Source organism: Cytobacillus spartinae (genome assembly GCF_042865285.1).
GTDB classification, from domain to species: domain Bacteria; phylum Bacillota; class Bacilli; order Bacillales; family Cytobacillaceae; genus Robertmurraya_A; species Robertmurraya_A spartinae.
Genome location: NZ_JBIACK010000010.1, coordinates 13,074 through 29,775, shown reverse-complemented (window position 1 = coordinate 29,775; position 16,702 = coordinate 13,074). Strand labels below are relative to the sequence as shown.

General features: G+C 35.3%; 17 protein-coding genes. 5 read left to right on the top strand and 12 right to left on the bottom strand.

Features of this window, described 5'->3' with window-relative positions:
- The first annotated feature begins 320 nt into the window (after window positions 1-320).
- Window positions 321-1,019, top strand: a complete 699-nt coding sequence (locus ACFYKX_RS17960) for a helix-turn-helix transcriptional regulator (protein ID WP_389362454.1) — start codon at window positions 321-323, stop codon at window positions 1,017-1,019.
- A gap of 83 nt (window positions 1,020-1,102) precedes the next feature.
- Window positions 1,103-1,348 carry a DUF2626 domain-containing protein gene (locus ACFYKX_RS17955; protein ID WP_389362453.1) on the top strand — a complete coding sequence of 82 codons (246 nt, stop codon included), beginning with the start codon at window positions 1,103-1,105 and terminating at the stop codon, window positions 1,346-1,348.
- Window positions 1,349-1,392: 44 nt separating this feature from the next.
- On the opposite strand, the gene ACFYKX_RS17950 is transcribed toward ACFYKX_RS17955, so the two are convergent.
- Both ACFYKX_RS17950 and ACFYKX_RS17945 read right to left on the bottom strand, forming a co-directional pair.
- Window positions 1,393-2,466: a class I SAM-dependent methyltransferase gene (locus ACFYKX_RS17950; protein ID WP_389362452.1), complete on the bottom strand. Its 1,074-nt coding sequence runs from the start codon at window positions 2,464-2,466 to the stop codon at window positions 1,393-1,395.
- Window positions 2,467-2,617: 151 nt separating this feature from the next.
- Window positions 2,618-3,253: an MBL fold metallo-hydrolase gene (locus ACFYKX_RS17945; RefSeq protein ID WP_389362451.1), complete on the bottom strand. Its 636-nt coding sequence runs from the start codon at window positions 3,251-3,253 to the stop codon at window positions 2,618-2,620.
- 279 nt (window positions 3,254-3,532) lie between these two features.
- Between ACFYKX_RS17945 and ACFYKX_RS17940 the strand changes: the two genes are divergently transcribed.
- Entirely contained in the window at window positions 3,533-4,012 is a 480-nt protein-coding gene (locus ACFYKX_RS17940) for a hypothetical protein (protein WP_389362450.1), read from the top strand.
- Window positions 4,013-4,119: 107 nt separating this feature from the next.
- Window positions 4,120-4,293: a DUF2759 domain-containing protein gene (locus ACFYKX_RS17935; protein ID WP_389362449.1), complete on the top strand. Its 174-nt coding sequence runs from the start codon at window positions 4,120-4,122 to the stop codon at window positions 4,291-4,293.
- Between the two features lie 47 nt (window positions 4,294-4,340).
- Here the strand turns inward: ACFYKX_RS17935 and ACFYKX_RS17930 are convergent, their stop codons facing one another.
- From ACFYKX_RS17930 to ACFYKX_RS17900, 7 genes are all read right to left on the bottom strand, one after another.
- The gene (locus ACFYKX_RS17930) at window positions 4,341-4,658 is read right to left on the bottom strand and encodes an MTH1187 family thiamine-binding protein (protein ID WP_389362448.1); all 318 of its coding nucleotides are present in this window, start codon (window positions 4,656-4,658) and stop codon (window positions 4,341-4,343) included.
- 38 nt (window positions 4,659-4,696) lie between these two features.
- Entirely contained in the window at window positions 4,697-5,830 is a 1,134-nt protein-coding gene (locus ACFYKX_RS17925; RefSeq protein ID WP_389362447.1) for a YqgU-like beta propeller domain-containing protein, read from the bottom strand.
- A gap of 224 nt (window positions 5,831-6,054) precedes the next feature.
- On the bottom strand, window positions 6,055-7,242 hold the full coding sequence (locus ACFYKX_RS17920; protein WP_389362446.1) for a M14 family metallopeptidase: 1,188 nt from the start codon (window positions 7,240-7,242) through the stop codon (window positions 6,055-6,057).
- A 162-nt stretch (window positions 7,243-7,404) separates the two neighbouring features.
- Window positions 7,405-9,285 carry an LTA synthase family protein gene (locus ACFYKX_RS17915; protein ID WP_389362445.1) on the bottom strand — a complete coding sequence of 627 codons (1,881 nt, stop codon included), beginning with the start codon at window positions 9,283-9,285 and terminating at the stop codon, window positions 7,405-7,407.
- Between the two features lie 302 nt (window positions 9,286-9,587).
- Window positions 9,588-10,556, bottom strand: coding sequence for an ROK family glucokinase (locus tag ACFYKX_RS17910; RefSeq protein WP_389362444.1), 969 nt, complete (start codon window positions 10,554-10,556; stop codon window positions 9,588-9,590).
- Window positions 10,557-10,612: 56 nt separating this feature from the next.
- Window positions 10,613-10,816: a YqgQ family protein gene (locus ACFYKX_RS17905; RefSeq protein ID WP_389362443.1), complete on the bottom strand. Its 204-nt coding sequence runs from the start codon at window positions 10,814-10,816 to the stop codon at window positions 10,613-10,615.
- A gap of 188 nt (window positions 10,817-11,004) precedes the next feature.
- On the bottom strand, window positions 11,005-12,465 hold the full coding sequence (locus tag ACFYKX_RS17900) for a spore germination protein (RefSeq protein WP_389362442.1): 1,461 nt from the start codon (window positions 12,463-12,465) through the stop codon (window positions 11,005-11,007).
- 175 nt (window positions 12,466-12,640) lie between these two features.
- Here ACFYKX_RS17900 and ACFYKX_RS17895 point away from each other — a divergent pair, with 175 nt between their 5' ends.
- Window positions 12,641-13,513 carry a hypothetical protein gene (locus ACFYKX_RS17895; RefSeq protein ID WP_389362441.1) on the top strand — a complete coding sequence of 291 codons (873 nt, stop codon included), beginning with the start codon at window positions 12,641-12,643 and terminating at the stop codon, window positions 13,511-13,513.
- Here ACFYKX_RS17895 and ACFYKX_RS17890 read toward each other — a convergent pair.
- The 3 genes from ACFYKX_RS17890 to ACFYKX_RS17880 all read right to left on the bottom strand — a co-directional run bounded on the left by ACFYKX_RS17890 (window position 13,510) and on the right by ACFYKX_RS17880 (window position 16,618).
- Entirely contained in the window at window positions 13,510-15,042 is a 1,533-nt protein-coding gene (locus tag ACFYKX_RS17890; RefSeq protein WP_389362440.1) for a rhomboid family intramembrane serine protease, read from the bottom strand. The genes ACFYKX_RS17895 and ACFYKX_RS17890 overlap by 4 nt on opposite strands.
- Window positions 15,043-15,333: 291 nt before the next feature.
- Complete coding sequence (locus ACFYKX_RS17885; RefSeq protein ID WP_389362439.1) at window positions 15,334-15,525, bottom strand: hypothetical protein; 192 nt, start codon at window positions 15,523-15,525, stop codon at window positions 15,334-15,336.
- Between the two features lie 136 nt (window positions 15,526-15,661).
- Window positions 15,662-16,618 (bottom strand): L-lactate dehydrogenase, encoded by a 957-nt coding sequence (locus ACFYKX_RS17880; RefSeq protein WP_389362438.1) that lies wholly within the window; start codon window positions 16,616-16,618, stop codon window positions 15,662-15,664.
- Window positions 16,619-16,702: the final 84 nt, after the last annotated feature.

Here is a 16,702-nt window from a genome sequence, read left to right as displayed (position 1 = left end):
CCCGTAATTTTTTGGCTTCCTTTTTTATTTAATTCCTATTGATTTGCTTAAGATTTTTAATTCATTCCCACACTTCTTCTGTAACTTTTCACTCCCTATAACTGATTTCTTAGTCACTACTCTCTGGATTATATCTATTATTTTTTCTCATATACTTCCCCTTCTAGAATATCCTTCCTTCCATTTTCATTTTTCTACACAGAAAGTTCATTTTTTAGGTATGTAAATGTGAACATTTTCTAAACTTATAGTGAATACAGTGTTAACCTATTTTGGCTGTATTATAATGGAATAAATTACGCGGTCTAGAGGTGACTATTGTGGAACAGACATTAAAAATAACAAATGTATTATCCGACCCAACACGTTATCACATATATCAATACATTACAAAAAGGCATCAAGAAGTTACTGTACAAGAGATTGCAGATAACTTTAATATCCATCCCAATGTAGCGAGACTTCATTTATCTAAGCTTGAAGATGTGAATATGCTGATTTCAGAAACAAAGAAAACTGGTAAAGGAGGCAGACCAAGCCGCCTATATCGACTATCTGATGAAGTTATCCAACTTAATTTCCCATTCAGAGATTATCAACTGCTTTCTAGAATTGCGATGGAATCCATGATTCAATTAGGTGAAGAAGGGAAAAAAGCTTTATATATTACTGGTAAGAAGTTTGGTACGGAAATGATTGAACAGGAACTTTCAAGAATTCCGAATGGTACTCAATTAACTTTTGAACAAAAATTGAACAGTTTAAAAAATGCAGCCACTATGGCAGGGTTTTATCCTGAGTTTGAGGTAAACGAAGATCAAACAAAAATCTACTTCCAAATATTTAACTGTCCTTTTAGAGAAATTGCAGCAGAACATGCTGAAACTGTATGTAACACACATTACGAATTCTTAAAGGGAATGTTCGAAACTCTGTTCAATTCAGTTGAGTTAGTAGAAAAAGACAACATGATTGAAGGCTGTAGCACGTGTTCATATCAAGCAATGGTCACAAACTAGATATATTATGTTGTTTACTTTTTAATATAGTTTAATTTATAATATTGTAGTGATGGACTTGTAGGGTAAAAGGAGGGATACATATGGAACGTATGTACAGAGTTTTAGGATTCTGGACGGGAATATTCGCCGTTATGTTTTACTTAGGCGATATGTATACTACGTCCTTAATTTTCTTCGGTCAAACAGGATTTTTCTTGTTGCTAAGCTACTTAAAGCTTTCCGAACGTATGTATATTTATATTTTTGGTGCGTATTTAACAGTTTTCTTTATAGGCTTTACCTACTGGACAACGTTTATGATGACGCCAGGTGTCGGTGGCCACTAATCTACTTCAAAAAAAGCGATGGATTTCCATCGCTTTTTTGTATCTTAAATATTTATTTTCCCTAATCCCTTTTCCTGAAGGATTGCATGAAAATAAGTACTCATTCCATTCGGCATAACTAGGCTCCTAATGGCTCGATTTCGACGACTAACCTCTGAAAATGGGTTGGGGTCATAGTTATCTTGTAACTCATCTAGCAGTCCAATTGATATGAAAAACTCATCTTGTCTAAACTTCTTTAGAAAATGTAACCCGTGATCTTCCCCCATCTGGATAAGTGAATCAAAGTGAACATGACTTGTTATATCCATATTCCCTGGGTTCTTCAATACATCTTCAATCATTTCATGTTTATAATATCCTCTTAGACTCCCTTTCCTACGAGCAGGGTCCATCCATTCTTCATTTGTATAACCATAGTCTATCGTTATGACTAACCCCTTCCTCAATACATTAGCAATCCGGGCGATCATATCTTTCATCATAATAGGCACTTCAATCCGTTGTGCATGTTTAAGTTCAAAGTTCTCTTCGATAAAATCTCTTATATCAGGGTTCTCTAATGGAATAACCGTTTCAACCAATTTATCATCCTCGACAGTGATCATGACTTCCATTAAAGTGTTATTTTGTTTTTCAACAACATGTACAGGTAAAGCATCAAATAACTCGTTTGAAAAAACTAATCCATTAAAAGGCTGTAAGTCTTCTATACTCTCTACTTGTTTAACTTGTTCATCAAAATGAATAATCTCCCTTTGCAGATTCCGGTGAAAAGGACTTTCTTCCACAATAAAATAAGACAACTGAATGTCACTTATCTTTTTCCACTCGTCTATAAAGGCTGATGCAAACCTTCCATTCCCTGCCCCGATTTCACAAACACTAGGAGATAATTCTAATTCTTTTACCTGTTTAAAATACCATTTAGCAATTGACCTTCCATATATATCAGAGATATTACTAGTGGTAATAAAGTCTCCTTTTCTACCGACCTTTTCTCCAGCTTTCATGTAATAACCGAGTTCAGGATGGTAGAGTGCCAAACCCATAAACTCAGAATATGATATCATTTTATTCTCTTTGCTTAAAATCAAATTTTTTAGATAATTTTGCATATTCGCCCCTCATTGTTCATTTTCACTATTGACATAGTGAAAACTTTATTATAATGTAAAGATAGTAGCTTAACAATATCCCCTCCCATTACAAGAATAGAACATCCCCCGAAAAAACCTTCTCAGGAGAGAAGGTTTTTTCTAGTTCTAATCAAAATCCATTTAGAAAAGGATTCGAATCCATCTCTTCAACAACCGTAGTCGTTGGTCCATGACCTGGCAGAACCAACGTTTCCTCTGGAAGCACTAATAGTTTGTTATGAATGCTAGATATTAACTGGTTGTGGTTACCACCTGGTAAATCTGTTCTACCTATGCTACCTTGAAATAGTGCATCACCTGCCACTACAACGCCTTCTTTTTCAAAGTAAAATGAAACACTTCCAGGTGAATGCCCTGGTGTTTCAAATACCTCAAATGTAAAATCCCCAATCGTCATTTTATCTTCCTTAACAAAGACATGCTCGGCTGGCTTTGCTTTAATCGAATTTCCTAACATAAAAAACTGTGAACCGTTTAACACAGGGTCCATAAGCCAATTAGCTTCTTTCTCGTGTATATACACGGGTAGTTTATAATGTTCTCGAAGATGGTCCACTGCACCAATATGATCAAAATGTGCATGAGTTAAGATGATCGCCTGAGGTTTGAGTTTACGTTGTTGAAGGTGATTAACCAGCTTTTTACCTTCTTCTCCAGGATCGACAATCAAACAAGATTTATTTTCATTAGAAAGTATGTAACAATTGGTTTGTAAGGGTCCAAGGGGAATCTGCTCCCAATTCATATTAAAAAACCTCCCATTAAAGAATACTAGTTCTATTTTACACTATATTAAAAACTATTTCATAAGACGTAATATGATTTTATTAAGGCTCTTTTCGTACACTTTGTTACTATATAAATACTTTAAACTGCTTTTGAACGGAATATGGTGCTGTTTTCTATTAATTCGGGAGAAAAGATGCCACGAAACAGCACAAATTCGTGTTGGAGCCCATATACGAATAGCAACTATCTATACGAAAACAGCCTTTATTAACATGATTTTTAAGGAGTAAATGAAATGAAACTGATATATGGCATAGAAGCTGATTATATTATTGAAGAGTTACCTGAGTTTGAGAAAATACTATGTGATGTGCCTCATTTCATTGAAAGGGCTGAGACTATTTTTATCTTTGACTCATTAGAAGGTGCTGAGCAAGCAAGAGAGCTTATGCAAGAGGTTGGAATCTACATTGAATTCCACAAACTTATACTTATCCCATCAGGTACCTTAGGCGAACTCTATTTCGATTATAGCCTTGCTTCTCAGTCAGATCACACCTACCTTTTACATGATTTAGTCCTTATTTTTTCCATTGTGAGTGGTACAGAGAAAGGGATTGAAATGTTTAAGTATCAACTAGAGGAACATCTTGTAGTAAAAACAATTAGCGACTCAAAAGAATTCTTTTTTGTTGATGAATCACTTGAACCTCTTATAAGGAAGACAGCTCAAGCATATGACATAGAAGTGTCATTTTTTGACCTCGACAAATAGAAAAAAAAACTATAAAATAGTATACGAATCTAAACTATTAGCATAAAGTTGTATGATTAAAAAAAGAGGCATTTGCCTGCTGATCTTACATAAAGGGGGCTTTCATAATGGGATTAGTCATTATTTTCGCTTTGGTTACAATCCTTGCAGGATATGGTACTTTTACTTCACTTAAAAACAAGAATCTTCTTGGTATCGTGTTTGCTGGTGGAACTTTCGCCATTTTTGGCTGGTTTACTGTGATGACCGTATTAAACCACGGTTATCCAATCGCACACTAATTGTAAGAGATATTATTTAAAAAAGGACTGGCTTTGCCAGTCCTTTTTTATTCTTCTTCTATTTGAGACAACACTCTGTTCACTTTCTCTTCCATAGCTCTAGACATATCACGACGATCGTCGATTCTAATATTTGTTGCAACACGAACGATTCCTTTTTCAAATGGAACTTCATGCATGGCTTGAATCACTTCAAATAATATTGGTAATTCCCCTTCAATAATCGTATTCATGGGAGTTAGCTGAAATCGGATGAGTCCCTTTTCCTGATAGCCCATTAGGACTTTTTGAATATCTGCTACATAAGAGCTTACACTTGGTGTTGTCGTTCCAATAGGTATAACTGTTACATCAACAATAGCCATGTTAAATCTCCTTTTTCTATTATGTATGTTATTATTTATTACTCCACTATGCTTATGATTTCCTTCGACTTTAGATCTATTAACTTCTCAAAGTAATAGCCGTACAAACATAACACTCCACTTGGTGAACAACTTATAGGTTCATTAACCAACCCACTAAAAAGAACTTCGTGTTCTTCCGAATCTAAATGATAGGAAACGAGATCGAAGCCTTCCGCATAGGTATCCACTTCACTGCTATACAAAGGTTTAAATGTCAAGAATCTTCCTAGAGACTCATTAAAATCATAAAAAGGAACTAGCCAGTCAGAAAACCTTGTTAAATGAGGAATTACAAAGGTCTTAAGCTGTTTAAAGGTATCCGAATAAATGGTGTATTGAGCTTCTTTTAGATTATTTTCATCTACCGTGATGGTAAGTAAATGCCTTCCTACAGATGCTAGCTGATAAACACTAGGGAGTATTTCTCTGCTCGTTTGATTTACAAGGTCGTGCTTCATTAAAGATGCAAAGAACGAAGGGTTACTCTCATCCCATCCAAGGTAAACCACTTCCTTATTGTTTAACCAATATGCAAACGGGTTAGGAAGCTTAATGTCATGTAACGTTTGTTCTAAAAGATTGAATTCGTAAAGACTATACTCCCACTCTTCTGTAAAGGCAGATATTAATATAAGATTTTCTTTAAAGGAATTCCACTGAAAGGCTAATTCATTTGATTGTATCTCTTTTGAAGCAACTTCCTTTCCTTCTATATTAAAAACCGTAATAAGTCCCTCATAGGTACTAGGAGAAGAGTGTACTAAAATGTATTTTTTTGAAGGGCTTATTTCTATCGAAACAATAGGGTTCGAGCTTTCGTGGAATAACTTGCTTTTACCTGTTTGTAAATCATATACGTATATATTTGCACTTCTTGAGGTTTCCGTTATGTAGATAATTTTTCGATCATTCAACCATCCACTTACTGAGTAAAAACTGCCAACCTCAGGTGAGATGGGAACCACATAATCCTTTCCTAAAAAAGAGTAAGGGATGGTTTGCTTCAAGATCTCTGTATCATGTTTAGAAAGGGGATGAAACTCTACAATCTTTTCCTTGGTACATCCACTCAGAAAAAGTACCGGCGCCACCATGACGATAAATATCCAAAAAAAAGTTCTCTTCCCCATTAGATCCCTCCTTCCCTCATATCCTAATACGTTATTCACCCTATAAATGTTTCAAAGAATTCAAACAAAATCCTAAAATAGGAAAAAAGCCGAAGAACGGCTTTTTAAGTTTCGCTGTTAATCAACTAACTTTAATTACAACCAATAACAAATTTTAATTACTTTTATCAATAAACACAAGCTGTTTTTATTTTCAAATCATTATTTCTAAGGGTCAATAGAGGCTAGATAAGCATAGATACTAAGAAAATCCCTAACACTTCCTCATAAATTTCATTGAATTGAGATAATGGTAATGGATTTATCCCTTTCCCTAGCTCTAGCGTAAATCCAGCTTTTCGGAACTCTTTAATGATCCAATCTTTATAACCTGCATAGCTATCAATATAACGAACAGATCTGTATCCACTTACCCGTTGAAATTCCTGGGCTAACCTACTTGATATGGCAGGCTCCAGACCTTCGTAACCCCAGTAAAACTCTTCTCCTTGTGTGTGGAAAGCAAGAACTCTATCGAAATTATTATTACGGGCCAGTTCCGCCATCGCAATCGCTTCTGGCTCTGTTAATGGGGCATCTCCAGGAAAATCCCTTGGTGCTGGTGCTTTTGCCGGTGTTCTTTCTTTTTCAACCTCCCATTGAGCGGGATATTGATTATTTAAATCCACACCGCGAATATTGGCTTTCCACCCTTTAAAATCGGTACTGCCGTTATTAATCTTTAATACTTGTTCCCTTACCTCGGGTGGAGGTCCATTCAATACTAAATTTACCCCATCAGGGTTAACCATAGGAACAATCGAAAGATCAACACTGTTATATAAAGGCATGGTGGTAATTCCTCTTACAGAGCTAGCATTAGTTAATGACAGTAAAAATGTATTTAAAAGCGTCATCAGTACAGGTGTCGTTATCCACTCATTTGCGTGGAAAGAAGCATTCATGTGTATTTTCTTCGTGCCTTTTCCTAGGCGAATTTCTTGTATAGGTTTACCTAAAACACTTTCTCCTATTGTATTAACCTTGATAAAAGGATATATCTCTGAAAGCTCTCTTATGTCTTCGGTAAGAGTTTCAAAGTCGTACTCCTGTCTCTCATTAACAATTCTGGTTATAACTCTTCTTGGAAGAAAAATTCTTTGTCCTACTTGTAATTTATTTGGATTAATCTCTTGGTTTAATAATAACAACGCATCAACCGAAAGATTTCTACTTGTTGCCAACCTCCATAGTGTGTCCCCTTTTTGTATCGTATATGATTGTAAGTCAAACCCCGGAATATTTACGTTCTGCCCTACTTGTAAGGCAGCTGGATTAATATTAGGATTTGAGTCAATGAGAAGGTTTAAAGGAATCATAAAAAGCTGGCTATAATACCAGAGGGAATCTCCAGATCTGACTTGCACTTTCATTTTATTCTCCTCCTTTCCATTAACTGATACATATGATGTTAATCGTAAAAAATGACATAGAAAATCTGTATAAAGTTAGGAAATTCTTACAAAAATCCCTTCCCTGTATTCATATAAAACAAACAAAAAAAGCCTGCCTTCTAAGCAGACTTTTTCTATGTTTTAATTTGGTTGGATTGCATCCGTATTGGTAGACATATTCTTATAGAATCTCAGTAAATCTCCATAAACAATCTTGTCTGAGTATTCTAATTCAGTTTTAGCTTTTTCCATATAAGGCTCGCAAGCAGCTACGTCAGTTGGCTCACCCGTTGCCTTTTCATAGCATGTTTCACGAGTGTATAGAAAATCCTTTGTTATAAAACTTCCATCACGTAAAACCGTAAAATCTGTTTTATCCTCAGCAAATAAGTCTGTACCAAACTCAATATTTCTTTTTGTATCAATCCCTAATAAATGAAGGAGCGTTGGCTTTAGATCAATTTGTCCTGAAACCTTAGAAATCGTTTTTCCTTCATGACCAGGAATATGAATGATTAAAGGTACTTTTTGAAGCTGAGTACTTACAAATGGAGTAACTTCTGTTCCTAAAAATTCACCCATCGTCTTATTATGATTTTCTGAGATTCCATAGTGGTCACCATATAGAATGATAATTGAATCGTCATATAAGCCCTCAGCTTTAAGTTGCTCGATGAACAACTTAAGTGCTTCATCCTGATAACGAACAGTCGGGAAGTAATTATTTACAGTTTTATTATCAGAGTCATATGGTTGTATATACAGATCCTCTTCATTTAATTCGAATGGGAAGTGGTTTGTTAACGTAATAAATTTTGAATAGAACGGCTTTGGCATTTCTTTTAAGTGTTGGACAGATTGTTCAAAGAATTCAATATCTTTCATACCCCAACCAACAGAGTTGTCTTCATTAACTTCATAATCAGGTAAAGAGTAAAAACGCTCATAGCCAAGCGATTGATACATAATATCACGATTCCAGAAGCTCTTGTTGTTAGCATGCAATGAAGCAGTAAAGTAGCCATTTTCCGATAGAATCTCTGGCGTTGCTTTATATTCATTACCTGAGTGTGTAAAGAATACCGCTCCACGGCTTAGACCATATAAAGAGTTGTCAACAATAAATTCCGAATCTGATGTTTTACCTTGAGCAGTTTGATGATAGAAGTTGTCAAAGTAATAACTTTCTTTAATAAAATCATTTAGAAAAGGAGTAATTTCTTGACCGTTGACGGTTTCGTTAATAACAAAATTCTGTGTAGACTCCATTGAGATTAAGATCACATTCTTACCCTTTGCAATCCCAAACATTTCATCATTTGGTTGCTTATAGTTAGCATGGATATAGTTCTCAATATCAACTAATTCACTTCCATCAGCTAAAGCTCTTTGAGCAGATGACTTTGATTGTAAAAAAGCATCGTAAATGTGGTAGTTATAGGTTCCGATGTTTTTTACTAACATCTCTCTGTCAAAAGTACGAGTTAAGAGTTGTGGACGTTCTGTCTCAGCTAAGCCTAAATTAAAGAAAGATATAGCAACAGCCACTAAAAAGAAAGCTCTACGACTAACCTTTGTGTAATCACGGTTAACAATAAACGTAGGTTTCATCAATAGTACTGCAAGTAAGATAAAGAAGTCAGCAAAGTATAGTAAGTCTGCTAGTGACAATAACTCATTTACACTGCTTCCAAGATCAGACATATTGCTTGTTTGGAACAATACCGGAATCGTAAGAAAATCGTTAAAGAAACGATAAAATACAACATTTCCAAATAGAACAGCTGATATAAGGAAGCTTGACACAACAATATAGATGTTTCGTTTCTTTTCCTTTAAAAACAAGCCAATTCCAAATATGAACATGATAAAGCTAATTGGATTGATGAAAAGGATAAACTCTTGTTTCCAGTTTTCTATTTTTATATCAAAACTAGTTTTATAGACAATATACGTTTTAAGCCAAAGCAAAATTGCTGCAAATGCAATTAAAGAGATCTTTGACCACTTTTGATTGCTCATTTTGTTACCTCCTGTTACCAAAAATAAGCATGGGATTTTTTGGATTATTTTTACATTTTAAGGTTACTTCAAATAATCAAACTTTATCTTAATACTTTTTTTACAAAAAATCAAACCCAATTTAATAGTACTGTTGTAGACTAAATTTTTGGTTAATTACTTAATTACCACACATTTATAAGACGAATTCAACTAAAAAAAGTTTCACGATTGTCCAATTTCAGAAAAATGAAACTTTAGACACAAAAAGACAAAAGAAGTGCCCCAACTAGTGGGACACTCCTACAAAATAACTATTTAAACTACTTTATTGAATTTCTCATGAGCCATGCAGCACCAATTACACCCGCATCATTACCTAATGTAGCAACCGCAATTTTTGTGGACTCTTTAACTCGTGAAAACGAAAACTTATCAAAATTCTTTTGTACGGATTGCAGTAAAATATCACCCGCTTTGGAAACTCCGCCGCCTAATACAATCTTTTCAGGGTTTAGTGTATTCCCTAGATTAGCAAGAGCTAATCCAAGATGGAAGGACACTTCTTCAATTACTTCAAGAGCTATAGGATCTTGTTCTCTCGCGCAATCAAATACATCCTTTGCTGTAACCTTCTTATCTTTTTCAAATATTTCATATAGCTTTCCAGTACTACCATTCTTAACTCTTTCTGTTGCGATTCGTACAATACCTGTTGCAGAAGCAACGGTTTCAAGACATCCTTTTTTACCGCAATTACAAGGTGCCCCACCTTCTGGAACTGAAGTTATATGCCCGATTTCACCTGCGGCGCCGCTAATACCTTGAACAATATTTCCATTAGCAATTACTCCACCACCAACCCCTGTACCGAGAGTGACACAAACAAGGTCCTTGGCACCATCGCCTGCGCCCTTCCACATTTCACCTAGAGCCGCACAATTTGCATCATTATCTATGAAAGCAGGTAAGGAAGTTTCGACTTCTAGTAGGTCCTTTAGTGGATAGTTGTCTTTCCAGCCTAAATTCACCGTATTATAAATAATCCCTGTTGAATAGTCCACTGGTCCCGGAGCTCCCATTCCAATTCCAAGAAGCTTATCCTTCGACTGACCTATCTCATTTAGTTTTTGGTCAATTGCCTTAGCAATGTTAATGGTAATATTCTTACCTTCATCGCTATTATCAGTAGGAATTTCCCATTTATGAATAATTTCACCGTAATAATTTATAAATGCCAGCTTCGTTGTGGTTCCACCTAGATCAACACCTACAAGCCACTTTTCTGTCATCTTGCTCACCTTTTCCTTTATGGATTCTTCAACATATATTTCCGTTAATAAAGTAATTAATGCCTTTTATCTTTTAACATTTGAATTTCATGTCGTATGAGTAAAAGGGCCGTCTGAAAATCCTTTGGATCCATTATTTGTGATTGATATAGATCTTTTAACTCGGACTCCATTAATTCTAGGTCAGCAACTCTGTCACCAACATAAATTATGGTTCCATACTTCTTTAAGTACTGTTGTATTTCATAAATATTTTTCATAGTAACCTCATATTGAATAAAATTAAGCTTATTACAATCAAAGTATAATCTAAAAACATTTACGCCTCAAGATTAATTCAGTACTTTCCGCATGTATGAAGGAAAAGTAACTAAGTTGTCAAAAAATAGTTCAATTATGGTAAAAGAAAACAATTAACCCTTATTCCATCAGGAACAAGGGTTAATTGTTAGCGATCTGGATCTTTTGGGTGTAGAATTTTAGGCCTTCTATCTTTCAACGGCATTGGTGAACGTAATAACACGTCCCTTAACCCTCTATAATTAAATGGGATAAAGGGCCATAAATATGGAACACCGAATGACTGCATTCTAGATAGGAGCAGAATTAACAACATCACTCCAATAACAAATCCGTATGTTTGAAATGAAGCTGTCAATATTAGTAACCCTATTCTAACTAGTCTATTCGCTAGACTAAGCTCATAACTAGGGGTTGCAAATGTTCCTAAAGCCGCAATGGCTAGATAAAGAATGACTTCATTCGTTAGTAACCCTACTTCTACTGCCACTTGCCCAATCATGAGTGCTGCCACAAGCCCTAGTGCAGTCGCTAATGCAGATGGAGTATGTATGGCCGCCATCCTTAACATATCAATACCGATTTCAATGATTAAAAATTGCAGGAATAAGGGGACAGCCCCTGATTCATTTGGCCCAATAAACTTTATGGCATCTGGAACAATTTCTGGCTCTATGGCAAAAAGGTACCACAATGGTAAAAGGAATATGGAAGCCCATACAGCTAAGAAACGAACCAGCCGTAAATATGCCCCAATAATTGGCTTATTTCGATATTCTTCTGCATGTTGTAGATGATGCCAAAAGGTGACTGGTGTAATAATTACACTTGGTGATCCATCTACAATGATACATACGTGACCTTCATACAGATGAGAAGCAACCGTGTCAGGGCGCTCTGTATACCTCACTACAGGAAAGGGATTCCAATGCCTACCAGAGATAAATTCTTCAACTGTCTTTTCTGCCATCGGTAACCCATCTGTGTCAATCTTAGCTATTGCATCTTTTACTTGTTTGACCATTTGAGGATCAGCGATATCCTCAATATAGCTGACAACGATATCTGTTTTAGACCTTCTTCCAACCTGCATATACTCCATTCTTAATGTTCGATCGCGTATTCTTCTTCTCGTTAAGGCCGTATTAAAGACAAGTGTTTCCACAAAACCATCTCTTGAGCCTCTGACAACTCGTTCTATGTCAGGCTCCTGAGGCCCCCGAACTGGATAGGTACGTGCATCTATAATGATAACCTTATCTATCCCATCAACGACTAATGCAGTTGGTCCCGCAAGAACCATGGAAACAACATTATCTAAATCATCTGTAGTTTCAACCTCAACATAGGGGATATAGGTTTTGAGTAATTTTTCCAGTGTATCGGATTCTAACTCGTCTTTATTTACTCTTGCAAGAAACTTCATTAGAAGATGGAGAATATCATCTTTAACAAATCCATCAATAAAATAAAAAGCCATTTCTTTTTCAGCGTATTCAACATCCAGCTGAATCACATCAAAGCTTTTTTCAACTCCGAGTGCTTCCTTTAAATAAGCAACATTCTCCTTTAATTCACTATGAACAAGCTTTTTTGGTGCCTCTTTCATCTTTCCACCTCAATCAATCTATACTTTTCCACGAGTTTCCATGTTTACTATCAACATCTTAGACATCCACATCTAAAAACATACTCGACATTGGCATTTCCTAAATAAAGATGTCATATAGTTTGTTAACAAGGACAACTTCTCTGTATTTCAGAAATATAAGTGAGGGAAACATATGAAAAGAGGCTTTGTTTCTACTATTATTTTTGGCTTAATGATTATCATAACGGGGTATATTCTATTGCAAAAGTATGATGCTAAAGAAAGTATCACGTTTTTCCCTATTGATCCTTCAATAAAATATAAATCTAGTTATTCGACGTTAACGTTAAACGAAAGAAAAAAACTTGGTGAATTTTCTCTTCAATGGCGGGTCGGCTCTACTTTGGACAGAGACGCTTATTTAAGGCAAGATATAAGCTTCTTATACGTAAACGGACGTTTAAAAGGGAAGATGGGGGAATGGGAAGAGAACACGGATCAATTAGTTCAGGAAAGTGAAATATCAGGGAAAGAAAGTAGTCGTTTTGAAACAATAACCTTTCATCATTCAGAAATTCACACAAATAATGAAGATGGGATCTTTAGTGCACAAAATATATCAACTGATAAGTTGTATATAATTGACTCGTCTTTTAGCCCACTCCAATCTTTTAGAATCCCTGTATCTAAGGAAGAGCAGGAGTGGAAAGAAATCTTAGACCAAATTACTAATCAACAATTAGATTATAGTTGGTCAAAATCCCTACAGGCTCTTTCACTTAATAAACAGGACTATTTTATTTTTCCCTTAACGGATATCAACCGATTCCAAGACAAATCCATTCCTGGGTTAACAGAGATTGAGACGAAAGAATTAGTTGGGAATCTATGGGAGGGTCTGTATAAAAACTATTTCCTAGGAATTAAAAAAAGAGACGGTACCGTCACGGAACCTATAGACAGTACAATCCCTTTGATTATGATTTCAAATGATCAATCACATTTGTTAGTATTAATTGAAACGAGCAGTGGAGACTCCATTCTCCTTCGGCAAAATCTTCTCTAACGATCTAACCTTTTTAATAGCTCAACATAATCAGATTGTTTAGGCTTTAATTCCACTGCCTGATTGGCATACTTTTTCGCTTCTTCAAGATCTTGTTGTTCTAAGTAAACAAGGGCCAAATTGTAGTGAGCTTCATGAAAGCTTGGTTTTATTTCAATAACCTTTAGTAAATTTTCTTTTGCATCATCTATTTTATCTTGCTTAATCTCTACATAAGAAAGGAGGAAGTAAAGCTCAGCTGATTGTTCGTTTGAGTCCATGTATTCAATTAGTAAGGAATAAGCTTTTTCATACTCTTCGGATTGAATATGCTCTTGTGCCATAACAAATATTGATTGTTCATCAACGATAGCTGACGGGTTATTATAACCAAAAACAAGGAGGCCACTTGTAATCCCAATGGTTAGGAGAAAGAATAAACTTTGAAGTAACACCTTCTTTTTCTTAGGGAAGTGTACGATACCTGTTGCTAGGAAGCCACCAATTAAACCGCCAATGTGCCCAGCGTTATCAATGCCAGGAATGGTAAAACCAAATGATAAATTAATTGCAAGCACAACTAATATGTTGGCTCCCATTGTTCTGAAAAAAAGTTTTGGATATATTAATCCAAAATACAATAGTGCTCCAAAGCAACCAAAAATAGCACCACTTGCTCCAGCTGATAAATTTGGGCTAAATATAAAGCTAGCTACAGATCCACAAAAACCGGCAATTAAGTATATAAATAAAAATCTACTGTTACCATAAATCTTTTCTACAGCTGTCCCTAAAAAATAGAGGGCTAGTGTATTCATGAGTAAATGAAAAATTCCAATATGAAGAACGATAGGTGATAGAAAGCGCCACCACTCTCCTTCAATGATAAGAGGGTTAAATTTTGCTCCAAACTGGATAAGTGTAGATGTATTCGTACTTCCCCCATTTAACTCAAGTAATAAAAAAACAATTACTTGAATGGCAATAAAGAAGTATGTAAAGAATGGCTTACCAAATTCAAATAGTGCCTTTTCCGTTTTAATTCGATTTACAGCCTTTGTTAAAGTAACTTGTTTAAGCTGTTCAATCTCTTCTTCGTGAAATTCATCTTTCTCATTTAAATTAATGGAATCATCGAATAGATTTTCAATTCTGTGTATAACGTCTCGATAAGATTGTCTGCTTACAAGTAAGGAATCCACCTTTATTTTCTTTAACCTTGGATGGTCGAAAGGTTTTTGAATGATATATTCATAATCATCTACAGGGACAAAAGCCGATACATAGACATTAAGAACATTCATTTCCCTTCTGGACACTTGTTTGCGAATATTCTCCCCATTAATGGCAGTACGTTCGATGTCTCTTTGCATCCAATTGCTCCAATCTAAATCATACCGGAGCAACCTTATAAGTGGATATTTTTTATTCTCAGTTTTCTCTAACCATAATTCATTTTGATCTTTCGATAACTGGATAATCCGATACTCTTGGTTATTGATTAAGAAGTATGCCAATCTCCAGAATATATAATCCTCTTGATACTTCAATATTCCCCCTACTTTCGTTACCTTTATATCTAAGAATCGATATTCACACGTTTGTAAAGTGGATTGGGTCTTTTTTACTCTAATTTACTTCATCTATATGCATTATAAACAATTTCTTTCTTTAATCATAAAAATAACCCTTGAAGGATGTTAAGTGACACATTGACTATTTCAATTTTCTTATGAAATCGAATGACTTACTCTCAAATAACACAGTATCTAGGATTAACATGGTTCTTTCAATCAACCCCAAAATAAAAAGACCCCGAGAGGCCTTTTCATAATAAAGTATTACCAATTATTAGGCTGGGGAAATACAGTTTTCATCATTCGATTTCGAACAGCTGGGATACTCATGATTGAAGTCACAAAAACCCTCCGTATCATGGGATTTCCAAAAACAATGTTAACTACGCGAAAACGATTTTGAAAAAGATAAAATCCACCTATTCCAATCAATATAAAGGATAGCAAACGACCCATTTTCATCCCTCCTAAAAATAGTGTGAGAAAATGAATGAATCATTATCCATCATTTTAGTAAATTTTTTTTGTAACCGTGATATATATATAATAGAAGAAATTCGTTTTTTTCAATATCTGCTTATAAGATTAGTCCTTAATCTGTTACTTTTAAAACTGGCTCCATCGTTTTCTTTAGTACACTTACCGAGTGATCAAACTTTTCTTTTTCACTATTATTTAAATCAAGCTCAATCACTTCTCTTATTCCGCTTCTATTTACAACAGCTGGTACACCGATGTAGATATCTTTATGACCATACTCTCCATCTAAATAGGCTGAAACGGTTAATACCGAATTTTCATTTTGTAAAATTGCTTTCGTTAGCCTCACTAGCCCCATTGCAATTCCATAATAAGTTGCCCCTTTACGTTGAATAATGTGATAAGCTGCATCACGAACGTTTAAGAACAATTCGTCCAAATCTTCTTGTTTATAATGCTCTTCCTTTTTAACCCAATCCGATATTGTTTTTCCGGCAATGTCTGCGTGACTCCAAACGGGTAACTCCGTGTCCCCATGTTCTCCGACAATATAAGCATGTACATTTCTGGTATCGACATTAAAGTAATCCCCTAGAAGGAATCTGAATCTTGCTGTATCTAGTATCGTACCCGAACCAATTACTCTTTCCTTTGGTAATCCTGAAAACTTCCATACAGCATAGGTTAATATATCAACAGGATTTGTCGCAACCAAGAATATGCCATCAAACCCATTAGCCATGATTTCTTCTACAATACTTTTGAAAATACGAGTGTTTTTCTCAACCAAATCAAGTCGTGTTTCTCCAGGTTTCTGATTGGCACCTGCACATAAGACGACCAAATCAGCGTCCTTACAGTCAGAATAATCACCAAACCAGATTCTAGTTGGCGAAGGAGCAAATGGTAAACCATGATTTAAATCCATAGCATCTCCTTCTGATTTTTCCCTATTCAAATCAATTAAAACAAGCTCTTCCGTAACTCCTTGATTCAATAATGCAAATGCATAGCTAGAACCCACAAAACCAGTACCCACTAGTGCAACACGGTTAATACGATCTTTCAAACGAATCACCTCTCAAAGTTTTACTACCTTATATTTTCCTAAATATGATTATTGTACTACAAGATTCTTAGGAAACGGATTCGT

Excerpts from the sequence above, each read along its gene's own strand:
- ACFYKX_RS17955 (WP_389362453.1), top strand. The coding sequence starts at position 1,103 with ATGGAACGTATGTACAGAGTTTTAGGATTCTGGACGGGAATATTCGCC.
- ACFYKX_RS17950 (WP_389362452.1), bottom strand. The coding sequence starts at position 2,466 with ATGCAAAATTATCTAAAAAATTTGATTTTAAGCAAAGAGAATAAAATG.
- ACFYKX_RS17945 (WP_389362451.1), bottom strand. The coding sequence starts at position 3,253 with ATGAATTGGGAGCAGATTCCCCTTGGACCCTTACAAACCAATTGTTAC.
- ACFYKX_RS17940 (WP_389362450.1), top strand. The coding sequence starts at position 3,533 with ATGAAACTGATATATGGCATAGAAGCTGATTATATTATTGAAGAGTTA.
- ACFYKX_RS17935 (WP_389362449.1), top strand. The coding sequence starts at position 4,120 with ATGGGATTAGTCATTATTTTCGCTTTGGTTACAATCCTTGCAGGATAT.
- ACFYKX_RS17930 (WP_389362448.1), bottom strand. The coding sequence starts at position 4,658 with ATGGCTATTGTTGATGTAACAGTTATACCTATTGGAACGACAACACCA.
- ACFYKX_RS17925 (WP_389362447.1), bottom strand. The coding sequence starts at position 5,830 with ATGGGGAAGAGAACTTTTTTTTGGATATTTATCGTCATGGTGGCGCCG.
- ACFYKX_RS17920 (WP_389362446.1), bottom strand. The coding sequence starts at position 7,242 with ATGAAAGTGCAAGTCAGATCTGGAGATTCCCTCTGGTATTATAGCCAG.
- ACFYKX_RS17915 (WP_389362445.1), bottom strand. The coding sequence starts at position 9,285 with ATGAGCAATCAAAAGTGGTCAAAGATCTCTTTAATTGCATTTGCAGCA.
- ACFYKX_RS17910 (WP_389362444.1), bottom strand. The coding sequence starts at position 10,556 with ATGACAGAAAAGTGGCTTGTAGGTGTTGATCTAGGTGGAACCACAACG.
- ACFYKX_RS17905 (WP_389362443.1), bottom strand. The coding sequence starts at position 10,816 with ATGAAAAATATTTATGAAATACAACAGTACTTAAAGAAGTATGGAACC.
- ACFYKX_RS17900 (WP_389362442.1), bottom strand. The coding sequence starts at position 12,465 with ATGAAAGAGGCACCAAAAAAGCTTGTTCATAGTGAATTAAAGGAGAAT.
- ACFYKX_RS17895 (WP_389362441.1), top strand. The coding sequence starts at position 12,641 with ATGAAAAGAGGCTTTGTTTCTACTATTATTTTTGGCTTAATGATTATC.
- ACFYKX_RS17885 (WP_389362439.1), bottom strand. The coding sequence starts at position 15,525 with ATGGGTCGTTTGCTATCCTTTATATTGATTGGAATAGGTGGATTTTAT.